The organism is Streptomyces mobaraensis (genome assembly GCF_020099395.1).
Taxonomy (GTDB): domain Bacteria; phylum Actinomycetota; class Actinomycetes; order Streptomycetales; family Streptomycetaceae; genus Streptomyces.
Map to the genome: position 1 here is coordinate 1,271,351 of NZ_CP083590.1, position 25,107 is coordinate 1,296,457.

23 protein-coding genes, 1 tRNA gene and 1 pseudogene are annotated in these 25,107 nt (G+C 72.7%); 15 read left to right on the forward strand and 10 right to left on the reverse strand.

Annotation, left to right across the window (positions count from 1 at the left end; translation table 11 throughout):
* Positions 1-23: 23 nt before the first annotated feature.
* The 3 genes from K7I03_RS05275 to K7I03_RS05285 are packed head-to-tail and all read right to left on the reverse strand — an operon-like array spanning position 24 to position 3,215.
* Positions 24-1,634, reverse strand: coding sequence for a phytoene desaturase family protein (locus tag K7I03_RS05275; RefSeq protein WP_185943439.1), 1,611 nt, complete (start codon positions 1,632-1,634; stop codon positions 24-26).
* 46 nt (positions 1,635-1,680) lie between these two features.
* Positions 1,681-2,811: an acyl-CoA dehydrogenase family protein gene (locus tag K7I03_RS05280; RefSeq protein WP_185943440.1), complete on the reverse strand. Its 1,131-nt coding sequence runs from the start codon at positions 2,809-2,811 to the stop codon at positions 1,681-1,683.
* Positions 2,808-3,215 carry a lipocalin-like domain-containing protein gene (locus K7I03_RS05285; RefSeq protein ID WP_185943441.1) on the reverse strand — a complete coding sequence of 136 codons (408 nt, stop codon included), beginning with the start codon at positions 3,213-3,215 and terminating at the stop codon, positions 2,808-2,810. The genes K7I03_RS05280 and K7I03_RS05285 overlap by 4 nt, the downstream gene beginning before the upstream one ends.
* A 190-nt stretch (positions 3,216-3,405) precedes the next feature.
* Here K7I03_RS05285 and K7I03_RS05290 point away from each other — a divergent pair, with 190 nt between their 5' ends.
* The 10 genes from K7I03_RS05290 to K7I03_RS05335 all read left to right on the forward strand — a co-directional run bounded on the left by K7I03_RS05290 (position 3,406) and on the right by K7I03_RS05335 (position 10,882).
* Positions 3,406-4,482 carry a methyltransferase gene (locus K7I03_RS05290; RefSeq protein WP_224346898.1) on the forward strand — a complete coding sequence of 359 codons (1,077 nt, stop codon included), beginning with the start codon at positions 3,406-3,408 and terminating at the stop codon, positions 4,480-4,482.
* A gap of 115 nt (positions 4,483-4,597) precedes the next feature.
* Positions 4,598-4,918, forward strand: coding sequence for a hypothetical protein (locus K7I03_RS05295; RefSeq protein ID WP_185943442.1), 321 nt, complete (start codon positions 4,598-4,600; stop codon positions 4,916-4,918).
* A gap of 129 nt (positions 4,919-5,047) precedes the next feature.
* On the forward strand, positions 5,048-5,566 hold the full coding sequence (locus K7I03_RS05300; RefSeq protein ID WP_185943443.1) for a hypothetical protein: 519 nt from the start codon (positions 5,048-5,050) through the stop codon (positions 5,564-5,566).
* A gap of 151 nt (positions 5,567-5,717) precedes the next feature.
* Positions 5,718-5,927: a hypothetical protein gene (locus tag K7I03_RS05305; protein ID WP_078870908.1), complete on the forward strand. Its 210-nt coding sequence runs from the start codon at positions 5,718-5,720 to the stop codon at positions 5,925-5,927.
* Positions 5,911-6,423 carry a DUF6879 family protein gene (locus tag K7I03_RS05310; RefSeq protein ID WP_185943444.1) on the forward strand — a complete coding sequence of 171 codons (513 nt, stop codon included), beginning with the start codon at positions 5,911-5,913 and terminating at the stop codon, positions 6,421-6,423. The genes K7I03_RS05305 and K7I03_RS05310 overlap by 17 nt, the downstream gene beginning before the upstream one ends.
* On the forward strand, positions 6,420-7,253 hold the full coding sequence (locus tag K7I03_RS05315) for a helix-turn-helix domain-containing protein (protein WP_185943445.1): 834 nt from the start codon (positions 6,420-6,422) through the stop codon (positions 7,251-7,253). The genes K7I03_RS05310 and K7I03_RS05315 overlap by 4 nt, the downstream gene beginning before the upstream one ends.
* A 552-nt stretch (positions 7,254-7,805) precedes the next feature.
* Positions 7,806-7,943 carry a hypothetical protein gene (locus K7I03_RS05320; RefSeq protein WP_185943446.1) on the forward strand — a complete coding sequence of 46 codons (138 nt, stop codon included), beginning with the start codon at positions 7,806-7,808 and terminating at the stop codon, positions 7,941-7,943.
* Positions 7,944-7,957: 14 nt separating this feature from the next.
* On the forward strand, positions 7,958-9,145 hold the full coding sequence (locus K7I03_RS05325) for a cupin domain-containing protein (protein ID WP_185943447.1): 1,188 nt from the start codon (positions 7,958-7,960) through the stop codon (positions 9,143-9,145).
* Between the two features lie 29 nt (positions 9,146-9,174).
* Positions 9,175-10,047, forward strand: coding sequence for an aldo/keto reductase (locus K7I03_RS05330; RefSeq protein WP_224346899.1), 873 nt, complete (start codon positions 9,175-9,177; stop codon positions 10,045-10,047).
* On the forward strand, positions 10,028-10,882 hold the full coding sequence (locus K7I03_RS05335) for a hypothetical protein (protein ID WP_185943449.1): 855 nt from the start codon (positions 10,028-10,030) through the stop codon (positions 10,880-10,882). The genes K7I03_RS05330 and K7I03_RS05335 overlap by 20 nt, the downstream gene beginning before the upstream one ends.
* Before the next feature lie 313 nt (positions 10,883-11,195).
* Here the strand turns inward: K7I03_RS05335 and K7I03_RS05340 are convergent.
* Positions 11,196-11,283, reverse strand: a tRNA-Leu gene (locus K7I03_RS05340).
* 322 nt (positions 11,284-11,605) lie between these two features.
* Positions 11,606-13,159, reverse strand: a complete 1,554-nt coding sequence (locus tag K7I03_RS05345; protein ID WP_185943450.1) for an aldehyde dehydrogenase family protein — start codon at positions 13,157-13,159, stop codon at positions 11,606-11,608.
* Positions 13,160-13,513: 354 nt separating this feature from the next.
* On the opposite strand from K7I03_RS05345, the gene fdhD reads away from it, so the two are divergent.
* The gene (gene fdhD / locus K7I03_RS05350; protein ID WP_185943451.1) at positions 13,514-14,347 is read left to right on the forward strand and encodes a formate dehydrogenase accessory sulfurtransferase FdhD; all 834 of its coding nucleotides are present in this window, start codon (positions 13,514-13,516) and stop codon (positions 14,345-14,347) included.
* A 40-nt stretch (positions 14,348-14,387) separates the two neighbouring features.
* Here the strand turns inward: fdhD and K7I03_RS05355 are convergent, their stop codons facing one another.
* Both K7I03_RS05355 and K7I03_RS05360 read right to left on the reverse strand, forming a co-directional pair.
* Positions 14,388-16,832, reverse strand: a complete 2,445-nt coding sequence (locus tag K7I03_RS05355; protein ID WP_185943452.1) for a GTPase-associated protein 1-related protein — start codon at positions 16,830-16,832, stop codon at positions 14,388-14,390.
* Positions 16,833-17,084: 252 nt separating this feature from the next.
* Positions 17,085-17,546, reverse strand: a complete 462-nt coding sequence (locus tag K7I03_RS05360) for a MarR family winged helix-turn-helix transcriptional regulator (RefSeq protein WP_185943453.1) — start codon at positions 17,544-17,546, stop codon at positions 17,085-17,087.
* A gap of 134 nt (positions 17,547-17,680) precedes the next feature.
* Here K7I03_RS05360 and K7I03_RS05365 point away from each other — a divergent pair, with 134 nt between their 5' ends.
* Positions 17,681-18,613, forward strand: a complete 933-nt coding sequence (locus K7I03_RS05365) for a quinone oxidoreductase family protein (protein WP_185943454.1) — start codon at positions 17,681-17,683, stop codon at positions 18,611-18,613.
* 21 nt (positions 18,614-18,634) lie between these two features.
* Here the strand turns inward: K7I03_RS05365 and K7I03_RS05370 are convergent, their stop codons facing one another.
* Positions 18,635-19,690, reverse strand: a complete 1,056-nt coding sequence (locus K7I03_RS05370; RefSeq protein ID WP_185943455.1) for a bile acid:sodium symporter family protein — start codon at positions 19,688-19,690, stop codon at positions 18,635-18,637.
* 85 nt (positions 19,691-19,775) lie between these two features.
* Between K7I03_RS05370 and K7I03_RS05375 the strand changes: the two are divergent.
* Both K7I03_RS05375 and K7I03_RS05380 read left to right on the forward strand, forming a co-directional pair.
* Positions 19,776-20,648, forward strand: a pseudogene (locus tag K7I03_RS05375) (LysR family transcriptional regulator); the annotation flags it as partial.
* 560 nt (positions 20,649-21,208) lie between these two features.
* On the forward strand, positions 21,209-23,065 hold the full coding sequence (locus K7I03_RS05380; RefSeq protein ID WP_185943456.1) for an AMP-dependent synthetase/ligase: 1,857 nt from the start codon (positions 21,209-21,211) through the stop codon (positions 23,063-23,065).
* A 136-nt stretch (positions 23,066-23,201) separates the two neighbouring features.
* On the opposite strand, the gene K7I03_RS05385 is transcribed toward K7I03_RS05380, so the two are convergent.
* Positions 23,202-23,513 carry a 4a-hydroxytetrahydrobiopterin dehydratase gene (locus K7I03_RS05385; protein ID WP_185943457.1) on the reverse strand — a complete coding sequence of 104 codons (312 nt, stop codon included), beginning with the start codon at positions 23,511-23,513 and terminating at the stop codon, positions 23,202-23,204.
* A gap of 212 nt (positions 23,514-23,725) precedes the next feature.
* Between K7I03_RS05385 and K7I03_RS05390 the strand changes: the two genes are divergently transcribed.
* Positions 23,726-24,532 (forward strand): helix-turn-helix domain-containing protein, encoded by an 807-nt coding sequence (locus K7I03_RS05390; protein ID WP_185943458.1) that lies wholly within the window; start codon positions 23,726-23,728, stop codon positions 24,530-24,532.
* Here K7I03_RS05390 and K7I03_RS05395 read toward each other — a convergent pair.
* Positions 24,522-24,890, reverse strand: a complete 369-nt coding sequence (locus tag K7I03_RS05395) for a nuclear transport factor 2 family protein (RefSeq protein WP_185943459.1) — start codon at positions 24,888-24,890, stop codon at positions 24,522-24,524. The two genes, K7I03_RS05390 and K7I03_RS05395, sit on opposite strands and share 11 nt — an antisense overlap.
* Positions 24,891-25,107: the final 217 nt, after the last annotated feature.

Sequence of the window (25,107 nt, forward strand, 5' to 3'; positions counted from 1 at the left end):
GGAGCCGGCCGCCCGCGCGGGGTTCAGACGGGATCCCCCGGCCCGTTGGGCACCGTGGGGAGGACCGGCAGCCGCACGTCCCGCGGGTCCCTCATCAGCGTGCCGGGGTCGATGCCCAGGTCCTCCAGGACCGCCCGGGCGGCGTTGCGCCCGGGCCAGCCGCTCACCCCGCCGCCGGTGTGGGTGCACGACCCGGTCTGGTACAGCGCGGGGACGGGCATCCGGTAGGCGCTCCAGCCGGGGACGGGCCGGTCCGTGCCGAGCTGTCCCAGGCTCATCTCGCCGCCCATGTAACCGCCCTCGGCGAAGTGCCTGTTCAGGGCGGCGAGGTCCACGGGGGTGTGAACGGAGCGCGCCAGCTCGTCGCCCGGCGCGTATCCCTCGACGTGGCGCGCGTACACGGCGAGCAGCCGTTCCGCGTACCGTTCCTTCTCCGCCTCCCACCGCGCCGGGTCCCCGTTCAGGCGGTAGGGGGCGTAGGTGAACAGCCGGACGGAGGCGAGCCCCGGGGGCGTCCGGCCGGGGTCGACGAGCGACGGCGCGAGGGCGACCATCATGCGCTCGTCCCCGGACAGGGTGCCCGCCGCGATGTCCGCCCACTGGGCGGCGAGCCCGCTCGCGCTGCCGAAGGTCGCGGTGACGGCGCGCAGCGGTCCGTCCCCGGAGACCAGCGCCGGTGCCCGGCGGAGGGCGAGGTGCACCTGGAACACCGATCCGCCGTTGCGCCAGTGGCGCAGCGCGTCGAACGCGGCCGGGAGGCGGACGTCCGGCCCGAGCAGGCCGGCCAGCTGAGTGATGTGCGCTCCCGACACCACGGCCCGGCCGGCCTGGAAGCGTTCGCCGTCGGCCGTGGTCACCGCCGTGGCCCGGCCGTTCTCCACGGCGATCCGCTCCACCCGGCGTCCGCACAGGACCCGGCCGCCGTGGGCCTGGACGGTCGCGGCCAGGGCGCGGGGCAGGGCGGCGGATCCGCCGAGGGGGACGGCTCCGGTCATCCGGGTCAGCAGGTACGCGAACTCGGCCGGGACGAAGCCCGTTCCCGGGCGGCTCAGGTCGCCGATGGCCGAGGCGAAGCCGAGGAGCAGGGCGCGGGTGCGGTCGTCCTGGAAGCTCTCGCGGACCACGCCGTACCCGTCGCGGGCCGCGAGGGCGTCCAGCCGGGCGGCGGCCGGGGAGTTCCCGCGCACGGTGCCGGGCGGCGCCGCGGACCGCCGCAGGCGTTCGGCGAGGAGTGGTTCGTAGTCGGCGAGCAGCCGCCGGAAGGCGTCGGCGTCCGCCGGGCTGTACCGCCCGATGGCCTCGGCCGTGGCCTCGGCGTCCCGTCCGACGGCCAGCGTGCCGGTGCCGTCGCAGGACACCAGGGCGGGGGACGGGGTGACGTACCGCAGCCCGTGTTCCTCCAGGCCCAGTTCACCGCCGCCGACGGCCGGGTTGAGCTGGGCGTACATATGGAAGGTGGACGCGATGTCGTCGTGGAAGCCGGGCAGGGTCAGCTCGTGGGTGGCGGTACCGCCGCCGGGTTCCGGCCGTTCCTCCAGCACGGTCACGGAGAGGCCGGCGCGGGTCAGATAGGCGGCGGTGATCAGGGTGTTGTGGCCGGCGCCGATCACCACGGCGTCGCTGCGTACGGTCATGCCGGCGCCTCCTCGCGGCCGGTGCGGGCCCGGCCCGCGCGGCCGTTCACGGTTCCCAGCCCCAGGCGTCGCGGGCGTACTGGGCGCTGTTGCGGTCGAGGTCGAGCGCGCCGTGGGCGGTCGCGGTGCGTACGTCGCGCCAGGCGCGTTGCAGGGGGTCGGTCTCGGTGAGCAGGGCGGAGCCGGAGAGGTCGACGATCCGGTCGAGGGCGTCGCGGACCAGCCGGGCGGCGACGGCGGCGTCCCGCAGGGTCCGGGCCACGGACCCGGGCTCCGCCTCGACCGCGTCGGCGGCGGCGACGGACCGGTCGAGGAGCAGCCGGGCGATGTCGAGTTCCGCCGTCCCCCGGGCGAGGGCGAGCCGCGCGGTGGCGTCCCGCTTGGCGCGGCCGCGGGCCCACGCGGTCAGGGCCCGGTCGGCGGCGCCCAGGGCGGGGGCGACGAACAGCGGCGGGCTGCACGCCTGGAGGGGGGTGCGGTGGCAGGCGGCGGCGTCCGGGTCGGCGCTGCCGGACAGCAGCGCCGTGTGGAGGAAGGTCCGGGCGGCGGGCACCCGTACCCCGTCGGCGCGCAGCGAGTCGCTGGCCGTGGCCCGCATCCCGCTGGGGCACCAGGTCTCCTCGACCGCGCACGCGCGCCGGGGCACGGCGAAGTACCGCGTCTCCCCCGGCCGTCCGCCCTCGCAGCGCTCGCCAGCGACGCAGAGCAGCGACCAGTCGGAGGAGGCGACGCCGCTGAGGAAGTCCCAGCGCCCGGAGACCACCCAGTCGTCGCCGGCGCGGGTCGCCTCGCCGGCGGGGCGGAGGGCGCTGGAGACCGGGACGTCGGGGCCGTCGGCCCACACCTCGTCCCGCCCGGCGGCCGGCAGGAACGCGGCCATGCGGGCCGAGGAGGCGTGGATCAGCGCGACCCAGGCGGCCGACACACAGCCGCCGCCGACGGTGGTGAGGGCGTGGGCCAGTTCCGTGAACGTGCCCTGGGTTCCGCCGTGGGCGGCGGGCACGAAGTGCCGTGCGAACCCCGCGGTGACCAGCGCGTCGAGCACCTCGGGCGGCAGTCGGCGGGCGGCGTCCGCCGCCTCCGCGTGGCGGGCCGCGACGGCGGCCGCCCGTTCGGCCCCGGCCGCCAGGCCCGCCGCCCGCGGCGACGCGGACGGTGCCGCGGTGGACAGGCTCATCGCCACTCCCCCGTCCGGTCCCACTCCAGGACGCGCCGCACGGTCCGGCCGCCGGCGGTCACCGTTCCGTAGAGGCTCAGCCGGCCGTCGCCGAAGCGGACCTCCCGGGTCTCGTCGGTGTCCCGCAGCCGGGGGGTGTGGGTGATGGCGACCGAGTGGATCACCCGGTCGCCGTCCAGCCTCCACCGGCCCGCGTAGCCCATGAAGTCGAGGGGCACCGGGGTGGACGGCGGGCGGGTGGAGGGCGCCGTCCGCATGATGCTGACGGACATGTGCCCGTCGTCGCTGTACAGCAGCAGCCCTCGGGGGCCGGGCCCCAACGGGCCTTCCAGTCGCTCGTCGTCCGGCCCCAGGTCGTGGAAGGCGCTCAGGTGCCACACGCCGGAAAGATCACTTCGCTCCATGCTCCCGACGGTCCCGCCGGCCGCTCAAGGCCATGTCAAGCGCCGCCTGTGGAGCGAGCCTTGAGCGTCGTCTGAGGCCCGGTGGCCAGGGTGATCCCGGTGGCGGACGCCGCCCGGCGGTGCGCCCGGAGCGACCGCTTTCCCGACCCTGACTGCGTTCCTGACCGCATGGCCGACTTCGGAGGCGTGGATGAGCATCATCAGAACCGACCGTGGCACCCCGGATGCGGGCGGCGAGGAGGCGGGCCCGCTGCCCATGACCGTCCTGCGGGAGCTCTCGCTCGCCTCCGCGGGCTCGGCGGCGCTGCGGGTGGCCGCCCGGCTCGGCATCGCCGACCGGCTGGACGACGAACCGGTTCCGGTCGACGTGCTGGCCCGCGACCTGGAGGTCGACGCGGACGTCCTGGAACGGCTGCTGCGGACGCTCAGGCAGTACGGGGTCTTCACCGAGACGGAGCGGGGCCACGTCCACACGCCGGCGTCCCGGCTGCTGCGCGAGGACCACCCCCGGGGCCTCAAGTTCTGGGTGCTGTGGGTGACCGAGCCGTGGACGTGGGAGCTGTGGCCCCGGTTGGAGAAGGCCGTCCGGACCGGCAAGGGCGACTTCGAGGAGCGGTACGGCGCGGACTTCTTCACCCATCTGCACCGCGAGTGGCCGGAGTCGACGGAGGTGTTCAACAAGTCCCAGACCGAACTGAGCCGGCTGAGCTCGGAGGCGGTCGCGGAGCGCCTCGACCTCGACGGGGTACGGACGCTGGCGGACATCGGCGGCGGCCGCGGTTACACCCTGGCGACGCTGCTGGAGCGGAACCCGGAGCTGGAGGGCATCCTGGTCGACCTCCCGGCGGCCGTGGCCCAGCCCGACCCGCGGCTGCGCCCGGGCGGGGCGCTGGCCTCACGGGCCCGGGTGACGGCCGGCGACTGCCTGCGGGAGATCCCCGTGGAGGCCGACGTCTACCTCTTCAAGAGCATCCTCGAATGGGGGGACGACCAGACGGTGACGGCCCTGCGCAACGCGGCGCGCGCCGGCCGCCCCGACAGCCGCATCGTGGTGATCACCAACCTCGTGGACGACAGTCCCGAGATCCGCTACGCCACCGGCATCGACCTGCTGTTCCTGCTGAACACCAACGGCAAGCGGCACACGCGGAAGGGCGTGACCGCGCTGGTGGAACGGGCCGGGCTGCGGCTGGAGGGCGTGGGCCCGATCAACTCGCACCTGCACGCGATCGAGGCGTCGATCCCGCCGGGCGGCGTCCGGGACTGACGCCGCGGCCCCTGATGCCCGGCCCTTGAGCTCTTGAGCGCTCCTTGAGCCCGACACCGAATCATGAAGAGGCAAGCGGATCCACGGATCCGACCCCAGCAGCCCAGAGGCGAGAATGATCATTCACACCCTGGTTTTCTCCTTCTCCGACTCGATGCCCGAAGCGGAGCGGAACCAGTTCTTCGCCGAGATGGACGACGTCATCCTGAAGTCCGGTCTCGCCGAGAAGATCGACCACAAGCCGCACCTCCGCCTGCCGGACGACGACTACGCCCCCGTCTTCGTCTCCAGCGCCATCGCGGAGATCAGCGTCCAGGACCTGCCCACGCTGCAGAAGCTCACCGTGTGGCCGCAGCTCAACGAGTTCCGTGAGAAGTGGCAGGCCAAGTACCCGTACAAGGTGATCTGGACGAACCACGAACGGCTGACGGTCTGAGGCCACGGCCCCAGGTTCCGTTCCGAGGCGTCCCCGCCTCCATGTGCCCGGCGGTCCGCACCCCGCCGGCCGTGGATCCGGGGGCGCCTCCGCTCTTGCCCCCGACTCCCCCACCACCGTGGAGACCCGATGCCCACCCCGCCCCCTCCGCACCCCGGCCGGCCCGCCGGAACCCTCGCCCGCCGCTCGTTCCTCATGGCCGGCGGCGCGACGGCCGTGGCCCTGGCCACCGGCCTGACCACCGCCCCGGAGGCCCGCGCGACGGACGCCTCCGCCGGTCCCGTCATCCACACGCTGGTCTTCTCGTTCTCCGACACGATGCCCGCGGACCAGCGCGACGCGTTCTTCGCCGAGATGAAGACCGTGGTGATGGGCTCGAAACTCGCCGAGAGCATCGACCACAAGCCGCACCTCCGCCTGCCGGACGACGACCACGCCCCCGTCTTCGTCTCCAGCGCCATCGCCGAGATCCGCTGCAAGGACCTCCCCACCCTGCGGCGCCTCACGGCCTACGGCCCCCTGAACGACTTCCGCACCCGATGGCAGGCCCGGTACCCGTACAAGGTCGTGTGGACGAACCACGCTCCGCTGTCCGTCCGTCCCGCCGGCCACGCGCTGAGCACGCCGGGGTCCGAGGCGGCCCGGTAAAACAGAAGTGCCGGGGGGCCGGCTGAGGCAGCCGGAGACCTGTTTATGCAAGGACACGCATAGTCGCGTTCACACATAGACGCGTAGCACCACCCCCTTCTACTGTCGGTGGGCAGGCGGCCCAAACGGGGCCAGAGCAAGGGGGTTTGGCGTGTCCGAACGTTCGGCACTCACCCGGCTCACGGGCAACGGCAACGGCGAGTGCGGAGAGAAGGACTGCCCGAACGTGTACCGCACGGCCACGGGATCGTTCGTCGTGCAGGGCGACGTGTCCAACGCCTTCACCCCGCCCTCTGGGGAAGGGCTCGTGGAAATCCCGGAGGCGGTTCTCAGGGAGGCATTCCGTGCACTTGGATGGTGACGCGTGGAATGACTGCTTCGATTCCATGGAGCGTGAGGCGTGGCGACTGGAAACGCTGCCCGTCTACACCATGCCCCAGGAAGCGGAGAAGCTGAAGCGCTTCCTCGCCGGGGAGAAATCCCCGGACGATTACACGTCGCCCTGGATGGACGAGGTTCGGCAATGGGCCTCAGAAGGGAAGAGCGTCGGCAGGGTGCACGTCGTGACCCGCCCGCTCTCGGACTACCTTCGGTTCGAGTTCGAGTATTACTACCGGCACCACGTGAAGGCGGGCGAGGATATCCGAATTCTCGACCTCACCGAGCGGGAGAATCCGGGGCTTCCGGATCAGGATTTCTGGATGTTCGATGAGTCCAAGGTGATCCTGATGAACTACCGGGCGGACGGGACGCAGATAAACCGGGAACTGTACGAGGGTGATCCTGAGCCGTATCGGCAGTGGAAGCGGATTGCCGTTGCCGAGTCGGTTCCATTCCTGGAGTACGTGAGCGGGTGACGTTCGACCCTGAGCAGATGGGCCAGCCGAAACAGGAACTGGCGGCCCTGCTGAAAGAACTACGCAAGCGAGCCGGCCTCACTGGGGACCGGCTCGCTCGGCGTTGCAACATGTCCCAATCGAAGATCAGTCGGATCGAGAACGGGAAAGCGCAACCGAGCCTGCTCGACCTGGAGAGAATCCTCCGGGCTGTCGTTGCTCCGCCCGAGGTCATCGAGGAGGTCATTGCCCTCGCGAGGCTGGCCAATACCGAGTGGCAAGACCTGCGCTCGCTGCGGCGAAGGGGGCTGGAGAAGAAGCAGACCGAACTTGCCGCGCTCGAATCCTCCTCTACCGAGTTCCGTTTCTTCCTGCTCTCGATGATTACGGGACTGCTGTCGACCCCTGAGTACATCCGGGCCAGCCTCGCTAATTCACCGGCTGATGTCACTAAGACGATCGCGAGGAAGCTGGAGCGGCAGGAGGTTCTTTACGACACGAAGAAGCGGTTCACCTTCATCCTCACCGAACAGGCCGTGAGGTGGCCACTCCTGCCCCCTGCCGCGATGGCGATGCAGATTGACCGGCTGGCCTCATTGACCCATCTGCCGAATGTGAAGCTAGGTGTCATCCCAATCGCGGGATGCAAGCCCATGGCTCCGATGGACACCTTCACTGTCTACGACAACACCCTGGCCACTGTGGAGAACACCACCGGAGTAGTGATCCTGAGAGATCCACGCGACATCGAAATGCATTTGGAACTGTTCTCGACACTGGAGGGGTACGCGCTGTTCGGGGCCGAAGCACGAGCCTTGTTGACGGAGTGGGCTGCCGCCTGCCGTTCGTGATCTTTAGTCCATGACGGGAAAGAACTACACAGCCGCCGTTTTCTGGGCCAATGATTTCCCCCATGACAGCGACCGAGCGAAACGAAGAGCGGGTGCGTTACGGCGTAGGTCGGGGGCGGGAGTACCGGCGGACGTTCGGCCCTGATGGTGGTGTGCGCTCATGACGGGGCGCATGACTCTGCGGGTGTCGTACGACGGCGGCCGGACGTACGGCCCGGTTCGTGAGGTGCAGGTGGAGCCGCGCAATGCGGTGATCCTGGGTTCGCCGACCAAGTACCCGCCGTGCGGGTGCCCTCGGTGCACGGGTCGCAGTTCGTTGCCTGCCAGTGCTCTCCGCCCCGTGGCGGTGGAGCCGAAGGCGACGTGATGCGTCGCTTGGGCCACTGGGTGCTGCGCCACCTTGGCCGGTACGCGGGGCCGCTCTACCTGGCCGCGATCCTCGGCGGCTGTGCCCTGGTTCTCGCCGTGGCTCTTTGGTAACCGCATTGGCCGCTGTCTCTGATGCTTCCCGCCGGATTCCCGGTGGGAGTTCCCGAGAAGAGAGGTAGTCCGATGGTGGAAGAGAACACCACTTCGGTGGCCCCCGAGGGGGGTGGCCTGCTCGTCGCGAAGCGGAAGATCGTGGCCACACGCACGCGTGCCGAGCAGGAGTCTGACGTCAGCAGTGGCCGTTCCGACGGCAACGACTGACGGGAGCGCCCACGGTGCTTGATGCAGCCTCGTGGGCGGGGCGTCTGGGCGGGGACACGTTCCTCGCCCAGACGTACCACCGCTCTTACGCGCACTTCCCCGGAGCCGCCGACACGGCGGGCCTGTTCTCCTGGGATGACCTGAACCGGATCATCGCCACGCAGCGGCTGGAGCCGCCCCGGCTGCGCCTGTCGGTCGACGGCGAGATGGTCCCGCTGTACCGCTACGCGATCCCTACGACGAACCGCCGAGCGGTCACCTGGTCCCGCATCCAGCCGTCCGACTTCCACGCCCAGCTCAGGGACGGGGCGTCGCTAGTCCTGGACGCGGTGGAGAAGATCCACCCCTCCGTGGGGGCGGCTGCGGAGGGACTGGAACGCTTCCTTGGGACTTCCGTGCAGGCCAACGTGTACGCCTCGTGGACCGAGCGGGAGGGCTTCGGCCGGCACTGGGACGACCACGATGTGGTCGTGGTCCAACTGCACGGCTCGAAGCGGTGGCGCCTTTGGGGGATGACCCGTGAAGCGCCCACCTTCCGGGACGTGGAGTCGCCGGAGGAGCCGGAGGGCGACCCGGTGGCGGACCTCGTTCTGTCCCCGGGTGACGTGCTCTACCTGCCGCGCGGCTGGTGGCACTCGGTCACCGCTGACCAGGGGACAGAATCCCTTCACCTCACGTTCGGGATGGTCCCGCACACGGGCGCTGACCTGATGCTCTGGGTCGTCGACCAGCTTCGGGCATCCCTCGCGCTCCGCAGGGACATCCCGCGCTTCGGCTCGCTGGCGGAACAGTCGGACTTCACCGACGCCGTACGCCGTGAAGTGGCCGACATGATGGCGGACCCCCGCCTCGTGGAGCGGTGGGCGGAGTCGATCGACACGACGGACCTGGGCCACGCGATTCCGTCCCTGCCCTACGTGGACGGCCTCCCCGCGCGGGGGGAGATCACGGTCAAGCTCACCACTCCGAGGGGCCGCCTGACGGCGAACCGCGAACAGGGCACGGTCACCTTCTCGGCGGCCGGTACCGCATGGGACTTCGCCGAGTCCGCCGCGCCCGCGCTGGGCACGCTGCTGACCAACCAGCCGACCACGCTCGGCGGACTCGCCGACTCCGCCGGACTGGAGGTCAAGGAGGTGGCCGAACTGGTCTCCGTCCTCATCGACGGCCACGCCGTCGCAGTCGTGGGGACGGCGCTGTGACCGCCGCTCTCTGCCTGGGGACATACCGCGTGCGTGCCGTCAGTCAGGCGGCACGCACCGCCCTGGCCGCCGGTAGCCTCTGGGTGGACACGGCACCCAACTACGCCCGTGGTCGGGCACATGAGGAACTGCGCCCGGTTCTCGGGGAGTACCCGACCGTGCGGGTAGCCACGAAGACGGGGTTCTTCACGGAGAAGCAAGGCGGCATCGCCCTGGCCGAGGGCGTGCTCACCCGGGAAGAGGCGGCCGGTAGGCACAGCCTTGAGCGACGCTTCGTCCGCTGGCAGACGGAGCGGTCGTTGGCCGCGCTCGGGCGCGTGGATCTGGTGTTCGTCCACAACCCCGAGCACCACGGGCACAGCATTGACCATGCCGCTCTGCACGGGCGTGTGCGGGAAGCCTTCACGGCGCTGGAGGAGTTCGCTCATGCGGGCAGGATCGGCGGGTACGGCGTCGCCACCTGGTCGGGCCTGACCTCCGGAGCGCTCAGCGTCCCTGAGTTGCTCGCGCTCGCCCGGCAAGCGGTTGGTTCCGCCGAGCACCACTTCACCGGCTTGCAGATCCCCGTCAGCCTGATCATGGATGCCCCGATCACACAAGCCCTGAACGGCGGCGGACCACTGGTACAGGCGAAGGACGCCGGGCTGATCACGTTCGGATCAGCGCCCCTGCACGGCGGCGAACTCCTCGACGCCATGACACCCGAACTGGTGAACCTCATCCGCCCCGGCCTGTCGGCCGCAGCCGCTGCCCTGCTGGCCGCTGGCTCGTGCCCCGGCCTCGATGTCGTCCTCACCTCCGCGAGCACCCGCGAACACTGGGACGATGTGGCCAAGGCTCTGGCTGCGCCGCTGACGGCCCAGGAACTCAGGAGGGTGACGGATGAACTCGCCGGTGAATGAGGAGGTACAGGCCCTGATGGAGGCAGCCCACGAGCGGGCGGCCAAGGCACTGGGTCTCACCTGCACGGGGCCACTGGCGTGGGGCTTCCTCGGTGTCACCCTCGGACGCCGACCGGGGGACCGGTGGCTACGGGTCAGCCGGACGGCGAAGAGGAACGCGGGCAGGAAGGCGGGGGAAGGCATCGTCGGCGCCTCGGAGCTGGTGCCTGACGGCGTGCCCCGCCCCCACCTGTACGCGGTGCATGACTGGACTGACGGCGAGTGGGCCTTCGAGTCGGAAGTCCTGGACTACCTCACGCAACCCATCGTGTCCCCCGACCGGGCCGACATCGACCACGACCCTGGGTTGCCTGACGAGTGGTGGGCGGACCTTCGCCAAGCCCTTGCCCTCCTCGCTGAAGCGGAAGGTGTGAAGACGACCGTCCGGGACGGATGGATCGAACGGGCCTTCCCCCAGTTCCTCGGCATCCCTGCCCCCGCCACGGTGGAGCGGGTGACCGGCCACGGTGACCTGCACTGGGGCAACCTCACCGCCGCGCCCCTGTGCCTGCTGGACTGGGAGCGGTGGGGACGGGTGCCCTTCGGCTATGACGCGGGGCTCCTGCACGCCAACAGCCTGCTTGTGCCCGACGTAGCCGCCCGCATCCGCAAGGAGTTCGCGGAGGTCCTCGACACTCCCGCCGGCCGAATCGGGGAACTGGCAGCCCTGGCCGAGATGCTGCAAGCCGTAGCCCGTGGCTGGTACCCCGACCTTGCACCCCACCTCGTGGCCCGTGCAGAGGCGCTCACCGGAGTGCGCCCGCCCGTCCCGGCGCACTCTAAGGTCAGCGCCTAGCTCTACGCTCCCCCACCGAGTCGAGGCGGTGAAGATGTGGTGAGAGCGTCCACCACATCCACAACATCATCTCGGCGGCGCTGGACTCGGTGACCGGACCGCGAAAGCTCCTCTCGGCCCACACTCGGCACCACTCGCCGGACTGCACACGGCGCGTACGGCAAGCGCCGCGCTGAGGGAGCAAAGAAGCTGGCCGCTTCCAGCGCCAGCTGGCTCGGCTTGTCAGTCCTGGCCTGACCAGGAAGCTCCCTCGGCTGTTGGTCACGCCACAGCCGGAGAAACAGAAAAACCCCAGATCAACTGGGGTCTCTGCTGGTGTCCGAGGGGGGACTTGAACCCCCACGCCCGATAAAGGGCACTAGCACCTCAAGCTAGCGCGTCTGCCATTCCGCCACCCGGACTAGGTGTTGTCTCCTCGGGGTGTTCCCCCGCGGCGACATGGATAACTCTATCAAGGTTTCGGAGCGCCTTTGACCAGGGCTTTTGGGTCGCCCATAAAGGGTGTTTATGGGCATATCAGGCGCCTTCGGCGTCGCTCGAAGGGAGATCGGGGAGAGGTGGCCCCCGGTCGGCGGGGTGTCCGCCGTCTGGGGGGCGTCAGGGCCGGGCGGTGGGCGAGGTGCCGCCGGGGCGCCCGGGGTGCGCGGGGGGTACGGGCGCGTGGAGCGTGTGCGTCTCACGGGTCGCGTGAGGCGTGTGGCCACGGCGGTCCCGTCGGCCGCGTCAGGGCATCAGGTGGTAGTCCGGGAAGTTGCCCGGCAGCCGCTCCTCCGCCGACGGGCCCTGCGTCACCGCCTTGACCAGCAGGTCCCCGCCCACGAAGGCACCCCGCCAGGACGCGCCGAAGCCGCCGAACAGCTCGTCGCGGTCGCCGCGCGAGCGCGGCTTGCCGTGGCCGACCTTGAAGGCCCTGATCTGCGGGGCGAGGCGGGCGAAGGTCCCGGGGTCGTCGCAGGAGAGGGTGGCGACCAAGGCGCCGTTGCTGGCGTTCATGGCGGCGAGCAGTTCCGCTTCGGTGTCCACGAGGACGATGGTGTCCACGGGACCGAAGGGTTCCGCGTGATGCAGGGGTGACGAGGGCGGCGGATTGAGCAGGGTGACCGGTGGCACGTACGCGCTCCGGTCCTGGCCGGGCAGGAAGTGCCCGTCCGCCAGGGAGCCCTGGTGCAGCGGGACGGCGCCCCGGTCGATCGCCTCGGCGACCTGGTCGGTGAGCTCCTTCGCCTTGGCCGCGTTGATCAGTGGCCCGAAGTCCAGGTCCGGGAGGTCGTCCGCCGGCCATTCCGCGGCCAGCGGATGCCCAAAGCGCACGGACCGCACCGCCGGCAGGTACACGGCGAGGAAGTCCGCGAACGCCGAGCGCTGCACCACGAAGCGGGGATAGGCCGTGCACCGCTGCTTGCCGTAGTCGAAAGACTTGCGGATCTGCGGGGCGAAGGCGTCCCAGTCGGTGAAGTTCCAGATGCCCCAGGTGTTGAGGCCCTCCTGCTCCAGGATGTGGCGTTTGCCCAGGTCAGCGACGGCGGTCGCGACCCGCGCGCCGGTGTCCCGGCCGCCGACGAACGAGACGCAGCCGATCTCGGGCGCCCGGACGAGCGCCTCGGACAGCTCGCCACCGCTGCCGCTGACGAGGGTCAGGGGCAGGCCCTCGCGCACGGCGAGGGCGCAGGCCAGCGTCAGACAGGACAGGCCGCCGTCGGTCGGGGTCTTGGCGATCACCGCGTTGCCCGCCAGCGCCTGGACGAGCATGGCGTGGACGAGCACGCTCATCGGGTAGTTCCAGCTGGCGATGTTCGACACCGGGCCGGCGAGCGGGACACGGCCCGCCGTCATCCCGGCGATGCCGTCCACGTACCAGCGGACCCCGTCGATCGCCCGGTCCACATCGGCGCGCGCGAGCCGCCAGGGCTTGCCGATCTCCCAGACCAGCAGCATGGCGAGGAGATCCCGGTGCTCCTCCAACGCGTCCAGAGCGGCGCTCACCCTGGCCCTGCGGTCGGCGAGCGGCACGTCGCGCCAGGTGCGGTGCTGGTCGAGCGCGGCGCGGACGGCCCGGTGGGCGGCCTCGGCGTCGAGGCGCGGGGGCCCGGCGACGGGCGTGCCGTCGACCGGGGAGACGGCGGGCAGCGGACGGCCGTCCGCGTGCCAGGCGCCGTTCCAGAGGTTGAGGACGCGGTCGTCCCGGAACGCCTCGGGGGCCACGTCGAGGCAGCGCCGCCAGGCGGTGTCCCATTCGGCGCCGGGGCGCAGGACGAGGGTGTTGAGGGTCGGTGCCATGAGGTTTCTCCGCTCTCGGTGCACAGTCGGGGCGGGGAACAGCACGTTGCCTACCGAACGGTAGCCTCCCGTCCGGCCCTGCGGCAGGGTGCCTGGTACGCGATGAGGCCCATGTCACGTGCGACCGCGGGTAAGGGGTAGGGAAGGTGCGGGAGGGGTTGCCCTCCTCCGTCCGGTCCTCCTCGTCTGCGTCAACGGGACGCACTCGTGGCGGTGTTCGGCGCAGCCGGCGTCATCTCTCACGGTGGCCACCGGTGGCCGCCGCCCGCCCGTACGGCCCCGGCTCCCCCGCCGTCGCCGGCTCCGGCGAGAATGGGCCGTCCACCGCCGCCGACAGCAACGGAACCGATCAGCATGGGACGGGTCACCGCACGCCGCCGCGTCATCCGCATCCGGGACGGGGCGGTGACCACGCGCCCCGACACCCTGGTGGCGGAGGAGCCGCTGGAAATCCGGCTGAACGGCAAGCCGCTGGCGATCACCATGCGCACGCCGGGCAACGACTTCGCGCTGGCGGCCGGGTTCCTGGTCAGCGAGGGGGTGCTCGGACGGGCCGAGGAGGTGGCGAACATCGCCTACTGCGCGGGGGCCAAGGACGACGGCTCCAACACCTACAACGTCGTCGACGTCCGGCTCGCTCCCGGTGTGCCCGTCCCCGAGGTGAGCCTGGAGCGCAACGTCTACACCACGTCGTCGTGCGGGCTGTGCGGCAAGGCGAGCCTGGACGCGGTGCGGACCACGGCCCGTTGGCCGGTCGCGGACGGCCCGGACCCGGTCCGCCTCTCGCCCGCCCTGCTGGCCGCCCTCCCCGACCGGCTGCGTGCGTCCCAGACGGTCTTCGACCGTACGGGCGGCCTGCACGGGGCGGCGCTCTTCACCGCGGAGGGCGAACTCCTGGACGTGCGCGAGGACGTGGGGCGGCACAACGCGGTCGACAAGCTCGTCGGCAGGGCGCTGCGCGACGGGTCCCTGCCGCTGTCGGGCACGGTCCTGCTGGTCTCCGGGCGGGCCTCCTTCGAGCTGGCGCAGAAGGCGGTCATGGCGGGGATCCCCGTTCTGGCCGCCGTGTCGGCGCCGTCGTCCCTGGCCGTCGACCTGGCGGTGGAGAGCGGGATGACCCTGGTGGGGTTCCTGCGCGGCTCGTCGATGAACGTCTACGCGGGCGAGGAGCGCATCCTGCTGCCGTGACGGAGGCCCTGGGCGGCCGGCTGCCGGCGGTCCGGCCCGCTCAGTCCGGCCGCGCCCTCGCCCCCGCCGTCCGGCACAGGGATCCGAGTCTGCCGAGCACTCCGGGGCGTCTGTTCCAGTCGAGGAACATCTCGCCCCAGGCGCCGTCCTGTTCACTCAGGAACCACTGGACCTCGTCCAGCTCCTCCCGGGTCATCCGGCGGACGGCGGGCCGCAGCACGGTGACCAGCAGCTCGTTCCGGAGGTCGTCCCAGAGGTCGCTCTCGCCCGCGTCGGCGTTCCAGGCCATGAAGCAGACGCCCGCGAACTCGGGCGAGCGGCGGAGGACGAGGTCCGCGAGTCCGCTGCGGGCCATGCGGGCATAGGCGGTGAGCAGTTCCTCGTCGCCGGAGCGGACGAGCGCGGACAGCTCGTCGTGGCAGGGCTCGCCGGAGAGCAGTCTGCGGAGGAGGGCGCCGCGGACGCGCTCGTCGATGGCCGGTTCCAGCGGCGCCGCCTGCTCGCGGAGGGCGAGGACCCGGGCGGCGAATCCCGGCTGCTCCTCTCCGTCGGCGAGGGCTCCCGCCTGGTCGAGGAGGAGGAGCGCCGCGCGCCGGCGGGGGTCGAGCCGCTGGCCGCACCGCAGGATCAGGGTGCGGGCGACGGCGGGCGCGTGCTCGTCGTCCGAGCCGCTCTCCAGCGCGGACCGGACGAGCGCGTCGTCGAGGCCGGCGGCGCGGTGCCGCTCGGCGGGCAGCCGGGCCAGCAGGGCGGCGGCCTCGGCCGGGGTGGGCCGGGCGCTGCCCCAGATCAGCCGGTAGGCGGTGCGCAGGACGGCGGGGTCGGAGCCGTGGCGGCGGCCGGCCGCGCGGGTGAGTGCGGTGAGGAGGTCGGTGCGGTCCTGGTCGGGCGGGAGGGGCCGGCCCGCGACGGCCGCCGCCATGCGCAGGTGGGGGTGGTCCACCAGCTGGTCCTTCGGGAAGCCGGTGGTGAGGAGGCGGACGACGGACGACGGGTCGCCGGTGGCCGCGGTGCGTTCCAGGGCGTCGAGGACCGCCGCCGTCAGCCCCGGGCGGCCGGTGACCGCCGCCCACACCCGTTCCCGGTCCTGCTTGGCCTCCCCCAGCAGCGCGGCGCTCAGGCGGGCGGTGAGGACGGGGGTGTGGTCGACGCGCAGGGCTTCCGCGAGGCGGAGGAGGGAGAGCACCTGTTCGAGGGGTTCGCCGGGGGTGGCGCGGTCGAGCTCCGTGCGCAGGTCGCGTCTGAGCCGTTCGCCGGCGGGGTGGTCCGTCAACGGTCCGAAGTGCTCGGCGAGTTCGGCTAGGGCGGCCCACTCCGCCGGGGTGCGGGGGGTGCCGCCCCGGGCCAGGGCGGCGATCACCGCGCCGGGCACCGCTCCGTCCGCCCGGTCCGTGCGGTCGCCCAGGGGGAGCTGTCCGTGCTGGCGGGCCCAGCGGGCGGCGGCCGCCCGTCCCGCCGAGTCCAGGGCGATCCCTTCGCGGAGGGCGACGGCGGCGAGCCGGCCGGCGTCGTGGGTGGTGTCGCGGTCACCGGCCGTGCGGAGCCGGGCGGCCTCCGTGAACAGCGCGGGCTTGCCCGCCAGGAGCACCCGGGCGGCCACGACGGCCCAGGGGTCGGGTTCGTCCCGGACGGGGCTGGACTGGCCGCCCGCGCAGTCGTGGACGCGGTAGCGCCGGTCGGCCGCCACATGGGCGTAGTCGAAGTCGGATCCGGGGAGGGCGCCGACGATCTGGTGCCGGGCGAGCAGGGGCCGACGGGTGTAGGTGGTGAAGGTGAGCCGGTGGGCGTGCTCACGGGGGAGGACGGCGCTGGCGACGGCGATCCAGTGCGCGATGCGGGTCGTGTCCCGCTCGATCACCAGAAGTTGGGGCGAGTCGGGGCTGCGGAACAGGGCGCGGACGTCCGTGAGGAACGGCTCCAGCCGCTCGGCGCGGGCGGTGACGAACTCCAGCAGCCCCTCCTTGCCGATGCGGCGGGCCGGGGCGAAGGCCGCCAGGGGGATGGGGACTCCGTCGTCCGGGGTGGTGTCGGCCCAGGAGGGGGACTCCCACGCCTCGATGGGCAGCAGGCCACCGGGCAGGGGCCCGTCCTGCGTCAGCCGGACGGCGTGGGCGTGGAAGGCGTGGCGCCGGCCGCGGAGGTAGGTGCCGGTGCACACGGCGCGGCAGAGCAGCCGGGTGCCGTCGGAGAGGCGGTTGTGGCTGAAGACGACGGGGAGGTCGGCGAGTTCACCGGTGACCGCGTCCGGGCCGGAGATGCCGGGGGTCCCGGAGACGGCGGTGGGACCGGCGACGACGGCGGGATCGGCGACGACGGCGGCGGACCCATGGGCCGGGGCGGACGCGGGAGCGGCGTCCGGTGGCTCGTAGGCGAGCAGGGGCTCGGTCTCCCCGAGCAGGAGGGCGGGCAGGTCGGGGCTGGCGGCGGTGAAGCGGGGGCCCGAGGCCGCGGACGAGCAGGAGTAGTGCAGTTGCTGCAGGGTCACTCGGGCTCCTTTCGCGGTGCTGGGTCACGGCACGTCGTACGCCGATGGCGGCGCGCGGGGCGGGAGTTTCGGCGCGAGGCCATCCCACCAGATCCGAGGGGAGGCCGTCCGGGATTTGGCCGAATATCAGGGCCGGACCAGGGTCGTCTCAGGGTTGCCCCCACCCCGGCCCCCGAATCCCCCCAGTGGCCCCCGGACCCCGCCCCTCACACCCTCCCCGGCGGCGGCCCGGGGATCGGGCCCCGGAGCGGGTCAGCCCTGGTCGACGACCCGGGCGAGCAGGGCGAGGAACAGTTCGCGCTCGACGGGCGAAAGGGCGGACAGCAGCTCCTCGTTGGCCGCGTCCCCCAGCTCGGTGAGGCGGCTGAGGCGCTTGCGGCCCTCGTCGGTGAGCGTGATGGCGTTCTTGCGGCGGTCGGACGGGTCGGGGGCGCGGGTGATCAGCGCCTGCGCCTGGAGGTCGTTGAGGATGCCGACCATGTCCTTCGGATCGAACCCCGTCGTCCGGCCGAGCTCCGCCTGGGCGACCGGGCCGAGGTCGGCCACGGCGGAGAGCACGGCGTGGTGGGGCATGCGCATGCCGTCCTGCGCGAGCGCGTCGGCGACGAGGCGGCGGCCGCGCGCGGAGGCGCGGTTGAGCAGCCAGCTCGGGAGGGACTGGATGTGGCCGAGGGCGGGTTCGCGGGCGCCGGGATCCGTACGGGTGTGTGCCATGCGTCGAGGGTAGCCCGGACTCGTTGGGAATTCCCACGAAAAACCATGGGAATCCCCAACGGCATCCGCTACAGTCATAACCGTTGGGGCGCCCAATGAAGGTGTCCGGCGACCGACGGCTGTGGAGGTGCACCATGCGACGTGTCCGCTACTACGAGAACGGCGGCCCCGAGGTCCTGCGGGTCGAGGAGGCGGAGGTCCCCCGCCCCGGCCCGGGTGAACTGCTCGTGCGCGTCGAGGCGATCGGCGTCACCCTGCCCGTGACGCGGAAGGTCCGGGAGGGCGGGCAGCCCCTCCCGGCGGGGCTGGGCGGTGACGTGGCGGGAGAGGTCGTCGCGGTGGGCCCGGACGTGACCGGGTTCCGGCCGGGCGAGCGGGTCACCGGCCTCTGCTTCGGCGACGGGTACGCGGACCACGCCGTGCTGAACACCTCGATGGCCTCCCGGATCCCCGACGGCGCGACCGCCACCGACGCGGTCGCTCTGGTCCGCTGCGGACTCGTCGCGCGAGGCGCCTACGAGGCGGCACGCCCCGCCGGGGGCGAGTCGGTGCTGGTCACCGGGGCGGCGGGCGGCGCCGGGCATCTGGCCGTGCAGATCGCCCGGGCCCATGGGGCGGGCCGGGTGGTGGCGGCGGTCGGCTCGCGGGAAAAGCTCGGGTTCGTCACGTCCCTGGGCGCCGACGAGGCCGTCACCTACGAGGAGGAGTCCTGGGGAGACCCGGTGGACGTCGTGCTGGACGCGGTCGGCGGCGACCTCCTCTCCCCCGCCGTCCGCGCGCTCGCGCCCGGTGGGCGGTTGGTGGCCTACAGCTCCGGCGGAGGCACTCTCCGGGCGTACGACCTGCTGGTCGGCGCGAAATCGGCGATCGGCTTCCAGATGGCCCTGATAGCCCGTCACCGTCCCGATCTGATGGAGCGGTGGCGGCAGGACCTCTGGGCGCTGTACGCCGAGGGCCGGCTGCGGCCCCACGTCCATGCCGAACTGCCCCTGGAGGACGCCGCCAAGGCCCACGAGATCATGGAATCGCGCGCCAACCAGGGAAAGGTGGTGCTGCGGCCGGTATAAACCGGCGGCGCGGCTGCCTGGCTACCGCACCGGGCCGGTGGCGACCTCGGCACGGCCCGGTGCCGCCGCGGCCGGCGCGGGCTCCGGGGCGTCGGTGTCCGGTCGGCGGGCGAAGCGCTTGGCGAGGACGGCGCAGACCATCAGCTGGAGCTGGTGGAAGAGCATCAGGGGCAGCACCGCGAGGCTGGACTCGGCCCCGAAGAGGACGGTGGCCATGGGCAGTCCGGCCGCGAGGCCCTTCTTCGAGCCCGCGAAGACGATGGCGATACGGTCCGCGCGGGAGAAGCCGAGCCGGCGCGTGCCGTAGCCGGTGAGGAGGAGCATGACCGCCAGCAGGACGGCCTCCACACCCAGCAGGGCCAGCAGCCGCCACGGCGTCACCTGGCTCCACACGCCGCGCACCATGCCCGCGCTGAAGGCCACATAGACGACCATCAGCACCGACGTGCGGTCGACGCGGCCCAGGACGGTGCGGTGGCGGCCGAGGAAGCCGCCGATCCAGGGGCGCAGCACCTGGCCGGCGAGGAAGGGCACGAGCAGTTGCAGGACGATCGACAGCAGTGAGTCGAGGGAGAACCCGGCGCCGCTGTTGCCGAGCAGCGCCGCCGCGAGGAGGGGGGTGAGGACGATGCCCACGAGGCTGGAGAAGGAGCCCGCGCAGATGGCCGCCGCCACGTTGCCGCGAGCGATGGAGGTGAAGGCGATGGCCGACTGGATGGTGGAGGGCACCAGGCACAGGAAGAGGAAGCCGTCGTAGAGGCTCGGGGTCAGGACGTAGGGGACGAGGCCGCGGGCGGCGAGCCCGAGCAGGGGGAAGACGACGAAGGTGCAGCAGAGGACCGCCGTGTGCAGCCGCCAGTGGCGCAGCCCCTCGACGGTTTCCCGGGTGGAGAGCCGGGCGCCGTAGAGGAAGAAGAGCAGGCCCACCAGGATCTTGGCGGCGATGCCGGCCACCGTCGCCGCCGGGCCGCGGGCCGGCAGCAGCACCGCGAGCAGGACCGTGCCGAGCAGCGCGGCGACGTAGGGATCGACGGGTACGCGGGAGAGGAAGGAGGTCGGAAAGGCTGGTCGGCGCATGAGTGCCAGCCTGCTCGGGGGCATCGTCATCGGGAACCCCGTTCACCGTGCTGACTGTCATCACGAGCGGCGATAGGCTTGGGGCATGTTCGATCCGGTGCAGTTGCGGACCTTCCTCGCCGTCTCGCAGACGCTCAGCTTCACCCAGGCCGCCCACCGCCTGGGGGTGCGCCAGTCGACCGTCAGCCAGCAGGTGCGCAGGCTGGAGGAGGCGGCCGGCCGGCAGCTGTTCGCGCGGGACACGCACAGCGTCGAGCTGACCGAGGACGGGGAGGCCATGCTCGGCTTCGCCCGCACGATCCTGGAGGCGAACGAGCGGGCCGCCCACTGGTTCGCGGGGACGCGGTTGCGCGGGAGGCTGCGCTTCGGGGCCTCCGAGGACTTCGTCCTCACCCGGCTGCCCGAGGTTCTGGAGCACTTCCGGCGTGAGCACCCGGAGGTGGACCTGGAGCTCACCGTGGACCTCTCGGACACGCTGCACGAACAGATGGCGGCCGGCCGCTTCGACCTGGTGCTGGTCAAACGGCACCCCCGGCAGCCGCAGAACGGCCGGCTCGTCTGGCGTGACCGCCTGGTGTGGATCGGCAGCGAGCGGCTGCGCCTGGACGCCCGCCGGCCCCTGCCCCTGGTCGTCTTCCCGGCCCCGGCGATCACGCGGGCCCGGGCCCTGGACGTCCTGGAGCGCGACGGCCGGGCCTGGCGGGTGACGTGCACCAGCCGCAGCCTCAACGGCCTGGTCGCGGCGGCCCGGGCCGGGCTGGGGGTGATGGCCCATACGCGCGGCATGATCCCGCCGGGACTGGCGCCCGTCCCGGCCCGCGCCGGGCTGCCGGAGCTCGGCGCCATCGACGTCGTCCTGCTGCAGGGGCCCGGCCCCGAGCGGGACAGCGCGGTGCGGGGCAGCGCCGAGGCGCTGTCCCAGGCGATCCTCGCGGCCGGCGACCGGCTGCACACGCCGGCCGGACCGAACGAGCTGACGGAGCGGGCGGGTTCGGGCGGACAGGCGGGTCTGGGCGGCCCGACCGGGCAGGCGGGTCCGGGCGGGTGGACGGATCCGGGCGAGCCGGCGGATCTGGGCGGGCAGGCGGATCCGGGCGGGCAGGCGGATCCGGCCGGGCCGACCGGGCTGGCGGGACCGATCGGGCAGGCCGGCCAGGCGGGTCCGACCGGGCAGGCGGGTCCGACCGGGCGGACGGATCCGGGTGATCCGGCGGGTCCAGCTCGGCAGGCGGGTCCGGCGTATCCCGGCGAGCCTGCGTATCCGGGCGAGCCGGCGGATGCGGGTGAGTCGGCCCCTCCAGGGGCCGGCGGAGTCACCGGCCGCCCCTGAAACGGTCGGGACCAGTCACCGAATCAGTCGGGAAGTGATCGAGCCAGGTCAGGGAGATATCGAGCCAGGTCAGGGAGATTTCGTGCAGATACCGTGAGCCCCGTCCGTCCACCCGAACCTCAGGGTTCACCGTTGGGGGATCGGGTACGGTCACCCGCGCTGTGCGGAGCGTGGCGAGGAGCGAGGTTGTGCGCGAGATCACCGTCCCACCCCTGGTACCGGTGCCGCCCTCCGGCGGTCTGGCGGACGTCGTGTTCGCGCACGCGGCCGCCACCCCGGACCGGGTGACGTTCGGCCGCAGGACGGCCGGCGGCTGGCGGGATGTGACGGCGGCGGGCTTCCGGGACGAGGTGACGGCCCTGGCCAGGGGCCTGCTGGCCGAGGGCGTCCGCGCGGGCGACCGGGTCGCGATCGTCTCCCGGACGCGCTACGAGTGGACCCTGTTCGACTTCGCCCTGTGGTCCGTCGGCGCCCAGTCGGTGCCGCTGTACCCGGGGGCGTCCGTGGAGCAGGTCTTCTGGACGCTGCACGACGCGGAGGTCTCCGCGTGCGTCGTCGAGCACGGCGACCACGCCATGACCGTCGGCTCCGTCATCGACCGGCTGCCCGGCCTGCGCCGGCTGTGGCAGCTCGACGCGGGCGCCGTCGAGGAGTTGACCGCGGCCGGCGCCGGGGTCGCGGAGGAGGAGGTCCACCGCCGGCGCGCGGCCGTCACCCCGGACACTCCGGCCACCGTCCTCTACACCCCGGGCACCACCGGGCGCCCCAAGGCGTGCGTCCTCACCCACGCCAACTTCATGGCGGAGACCGACAACGTCGTCGGCCGCTTCGGCCCGGTCTTCCGTCCCGGCTCCGGCCCGGGCTCCGGCTCCGGCCCTGGGGAGCAGGCGTCCACCCTGCTCGTCCTGCCGCTCGCCCATGTCCTGGGCCGGATGGTGCAGGTCGCCGCCGTACGGGCCGGGGTGCGGGTGGGGCACCAGTCCAGGATGTCGGGGCCGGTGTTCCTGTCCGAGCTGCGGAGTTTCCGCCCGACGTTCCTCGCCGCGGTGCCCTACGTGTTCGAGCGGGTCTTCAGTGCCGCCCGGCACGAGGCCGAACGCACCGGCCGTGGGCGGACGTTCGAGCGGGCGGTGGAGGTGGCCGTCCGCCACTCCGGCGCCCTGGAGGAGCGGGCGTTCGGCGTCGGCCCGGGTCCGAGCACGGCCCTGCGCGTCCGGCGCCGGGCCTTCGACCGGCTCGTCTACTCCGGGCTCCGGGAGAGCCTGGGCGGCCGGCTGCGGTTCGGGCTGTCGGGCGGTGCCGTCCTCGACCGCCGGCTCGGCCTCTTCTTCGCCGGCGCCGGTATCACCCTCGTCGAGGGCTACGGCCTGACGGAGACCACGGGCGCCGTGACCGCCAATCCGCCGGAGCGCCCGCGCTTCGGCACGGTCGGCACGCCCGTCCCCGGCACGGGCGTGCGCATAGCGGACGACGGCGAGGTGTGGCTGAGGGGCCCGCAGGTCTTCGCCGGCTACCTGGGCGACCCGCGCGGCAGCGAGACGGTCCTCCGCGACGGCTGGCTGGCCACCGGGGATCTGGGCGCGCTCGACGACCACGGTTATCTGACGATCAAGGGCCGCAAGGCGGAGTCTCTGGCGACCTCCGACGGGACGGGTGTGCTGCCCGCGGCGCTGGAGGAACGCGTCCGGGCGCACCCCCTGGTGGACCGCTGCCTGGTCGTCGGCAACGGCCGCCCGTTCCTCGCCGCGCTGGTCACCCTGGACCGCCCGGCGGTCGCGCACTGGTGCGCGATGCGCGGCCGGCCCGTCCCGCCCCCGGGCGAGCTGGTGCGGGACCGCGAGCTGGAGGCCGAGATCCGGCGGGCCGTGGTGGCCGCCAACGCGCAGGCGCCGCCGGCCGAGTCGATCCGCACGTTCCGTATCCTCGCCGGCCAGTTCACCGAGGAGCAGGGGCTGCTGACGCCCACCATGAAGCTGAAACGGCGGGCGATAGAGAAGGCGTACGCGACGGACGTCGACGCGCTCTACCGGCTGACCGTGTCCTGAAAGCCGAACGTGTCCTGAAAGCCGATCGTGTCCGGAAAGCCGGCCGTCTCGCGAGAGCGGCCGGCACCCCGCGGCCCGACGGCCCGCTCGGTCAGGCGGCCCGCTCGGTCAGGCGGCCCACAGCCAGGCACCGCGGTCAGGCGGCCCGCGCCCCGTGCCCGGCGGCCACCGCCTCGATCCTGCGCGCGAGTTCGATGTCCAGGCCGGTCACCTTGCCGCCCACGCTGTGCGTGTTCACCGCGACGCCGACCCGGTCGTAGCCGAGTGTGACCTCGGCGTGGTGCCCCAACTCGTCCTGGATGACCGCGATGTGCAGCACCAGCGCCGCCGCCGGGAGGTGCCCGGCGAAGGTGTAGGTACGGCGCAGCAGCAGCCCGTCCGTCGTCCAGCCGGGAAGCTCCCGGAGGCGCTCCTCGACGTCCTGCTGCGACAGCGGTTCGACCGTCATGACAGCTCCTCCTCGTCGCACCGTGCTCCGTCTTCGGCGCACCGCGCACCGCCGGGTGCCCCGGGGCCGGTGCCCCGGGGCCGGTGCCCCGGGGCCGGTGCCCCGGGGCCGGTGCCCCGGGGCCGGTGCCCCGGGGCCCGTACCCCCAGCCTCCCACGGGGCGGGGGTTGTTTCCCGTCGGCCCGAGGGGGCGGCGGGTTACGGTCGCACGCATGACGATTACTGCGACCCCGACGGTCCCGCAAGTGGGCGAGCTGCTGCGCTCCTGGCGGAACCGCCGTCGGATCAGCCAGCTGGAACTGGCCCTGCGCGCCGACTCCTCGGCCCGGCACATCAGCTTCATCGAGACGGGCCGGTCGCGGCCGAGCGAGGAGATGGTGCTGCGCCTCGCCGACCACCTGGACATACCCGTCCGGGAGCGGAACACCCTGCTGATGGCGGCGGGTTACGCCCCGCGCTACCCCGAGCGGTCGCTGGACGACCCGGCGCTGAGCGACATGCGCGCGAACCTCGACGTCCTGCTGCGCGGCTACGAGCCGTTCCCCGCGCTCGTCGTCGACGGCACGTACCAGGTGCTGGCGGCCAACCGGGGCGTCGCCATGCTGCTGGAGGGCGTCGCGGAGGAGCTGCTCGCCCCTCCGCTGAACGCCATGCGCCTGACCCTGCACCCCCGTGGCATGGCCCCGCGCATCCGCAACTTCCCCGAGTGGCGATGTCATCTGCTGCATCAGATGGACCGCCAGCTCTCCCTGATGCGGTCCGCGCCGCTGCGCGCCCTGTACGACGAGGTGGTGGCCTACCCGCTGCCGGACCCCTGCGGCGAGGAGCGGGCGAGCGACCGGTGCGCGCCCTACGCGCTGCCGATGCTGATCGACCATGACGGCCGGACGCTGTCGTTCGTCTCCGCCATCGCCACCTTCAACACTCCGCTGGACGTGACCGTCTCCGAGCTGGCGCTGGAGACCTTCCTCCCCGCCGACGCGGAGACGGCCGCGTACCTGCGGGGGCTCACACCGTAGCCGGGACCCGGTCGAGGAAGCCGAGGACGCCGCTGATGCGGCCGTCCTCGGTGAGCACGGCCACGTCGAAGCCGGCGACGGGCGCGGACCCGTCGGCGGTGGAGACCAGCTCCCAGCCGAACCGGACGGTGTTGTGGTGCCCGTCCACGGCACCGGCCGGCCGGAACTCGAAGCCGGGGAACCGCTCGTGCGCGGCGGTGATCACGGCGGCGATCCCGTCGTGCCCGGTGACGTCGGCCAGCGGGTCGGTGTAGGAGCCGTCCTCGGTCCAGGCGGCGGCGACGGCCGCGGCGCGGGACTCCGCGTCGGCGTTCCAGGCGGCGAGGTAGCGGGCGACGGCGGTCTCGTACACGGACATGGCGAACTCTCTTCCTGCGGAAGGGGCTTGGGGGCCTCCGAACCCGAGCGCCCGGGTCCGGAGGCATGCCCACAGCCTGCCGTGCGCGCGCACGGACCGCGATTACCTCCCAGGTAGCGGCTGCCTCCCGGCACGTCCCACGTACCGGCACCTCCCAGACAGCGTCCCGCGCCGCCCGTCCCCGCGCGCGGCCCGTCCCCGTGCGCGGCCCGTCCCC

Excerpts from the sequence above, each read along its gene's own strand:
- K7I03_RS05300 (WP_185943443.1), top strand. The coding sequence starts at position 5,048 with ATGCCCACCCCGCCCCCTCCGCACCCCGGCCGGCCCGCCGGAACCCTC.
- K7I03_RS05280 (WP_185943440.1), bottom strand. The coding sequence starts at position 2,811 with ATGAGCCTGTCCACCGCGGCACCGTCCGCGTCGCCGCGGGCGGCGGGC.
- K7I03_RS05390 (WP_185943458.1), top strand. The coding sequence starts at position 23,726 with ATGACGATTACTGCGACCCCGACGGTCCCGCAAGTGGGCGAGCTGCTG.
- K7I03_RS05335 (WP_185943449.1), top strand. The coding sequence starts at position 10,028 with ATGAACTCGCCGGTGAATGAGGAGGTACAGGCCCTGATGGAGGCAGCC.
- K7I03_RS05290 (WP_224346898.1), top strand. The coding sequence starts at position 3,406 with ATGAGCATCATCAGAACCGACCGTGGCACCCCGGATGCGGGCGGCGAG.
- K7I03_RS05345 (WP_185943450.1), bottom strand. The coding sequence starts at position 13,159 with ATGGCACCGACCCTCAACACCCTCGTCCTGCGCCCCGGCGCCGAATGG.
- K7I03_RS05320 (WP_185943446.1), top strand. The coding sequence starts at position 7,806 with ATGGTGGAAGAGAACACCACTTCGGTGGCCCCCGAGGGGGGTGGCCTG.
- K7I03_RS05365 (WP_185943454.1), top strand. The coding sequence starts at position 17,681 with ATGCGACGTGTCCGCTACTACGAGAACGGCGGCCCCGAGGTCCTGCGG.
- K7I03_RS05360 (WP_185943453.1), bottom strand. The coding sequence starts at position 17,546 with ATGGCACACACCCGTACGGATCCCGGCGCCCGCGAACCCGCCCTCGGC.
- K7I03_RS05275 (WP_185943439.1), bottom strand. The coding sequence starts at position 1,634 with ATGACCGTACGCAGCGACGCCGTGGTGATCGGCGCCGGCCACAACACC.
- K7I03_RS05285 (WP_185943441.1), bottom strand. The coding sequence starts at position 3,215 with ATGGAGCGAAGTGATCTTTCCGGCGTGTGGCACCTGAGCGCCTTCCAC.
- fdhD (WP_185943451.1), top strand. The coding sequence starts at position 13,514 with ATGGGACGGGTCACCGCACGCCGCCGCGTCATCCGCATCCGGGACGGG.
- K7I03_RS05370 (WP_185943455.1), bottom strand. The coding sequence starts at position 19,690 with ATGCGCCGACCAGCCTTTCCGACCTCCTTCCTCTCCCGCGTACCCGTC.
- K7I03_RS05385 (WP_185943457.1), bottom strand. The coding sequence starts at position 23,513 with ATGACGGTCGAACCGCTGTCGCAGCAGGACGTCGAGGAGCGCCTCCGG.
- K7I03_RS05395 (WP_185943459.1), bottom strand. The coding sequence starts at position 24,890 with ATGTCCGTGTACGAGACCGCCGTCGCCCGCTACCTCGCCGCCTGGAAC.
- K7I03_RS05295 (WP_185943442.1), top strand. The coding sequence starts at position 4,598 with ATGATCATTCACACCCTGGTTTTCTCCTTCTCCGACTCGATGCCCGAA.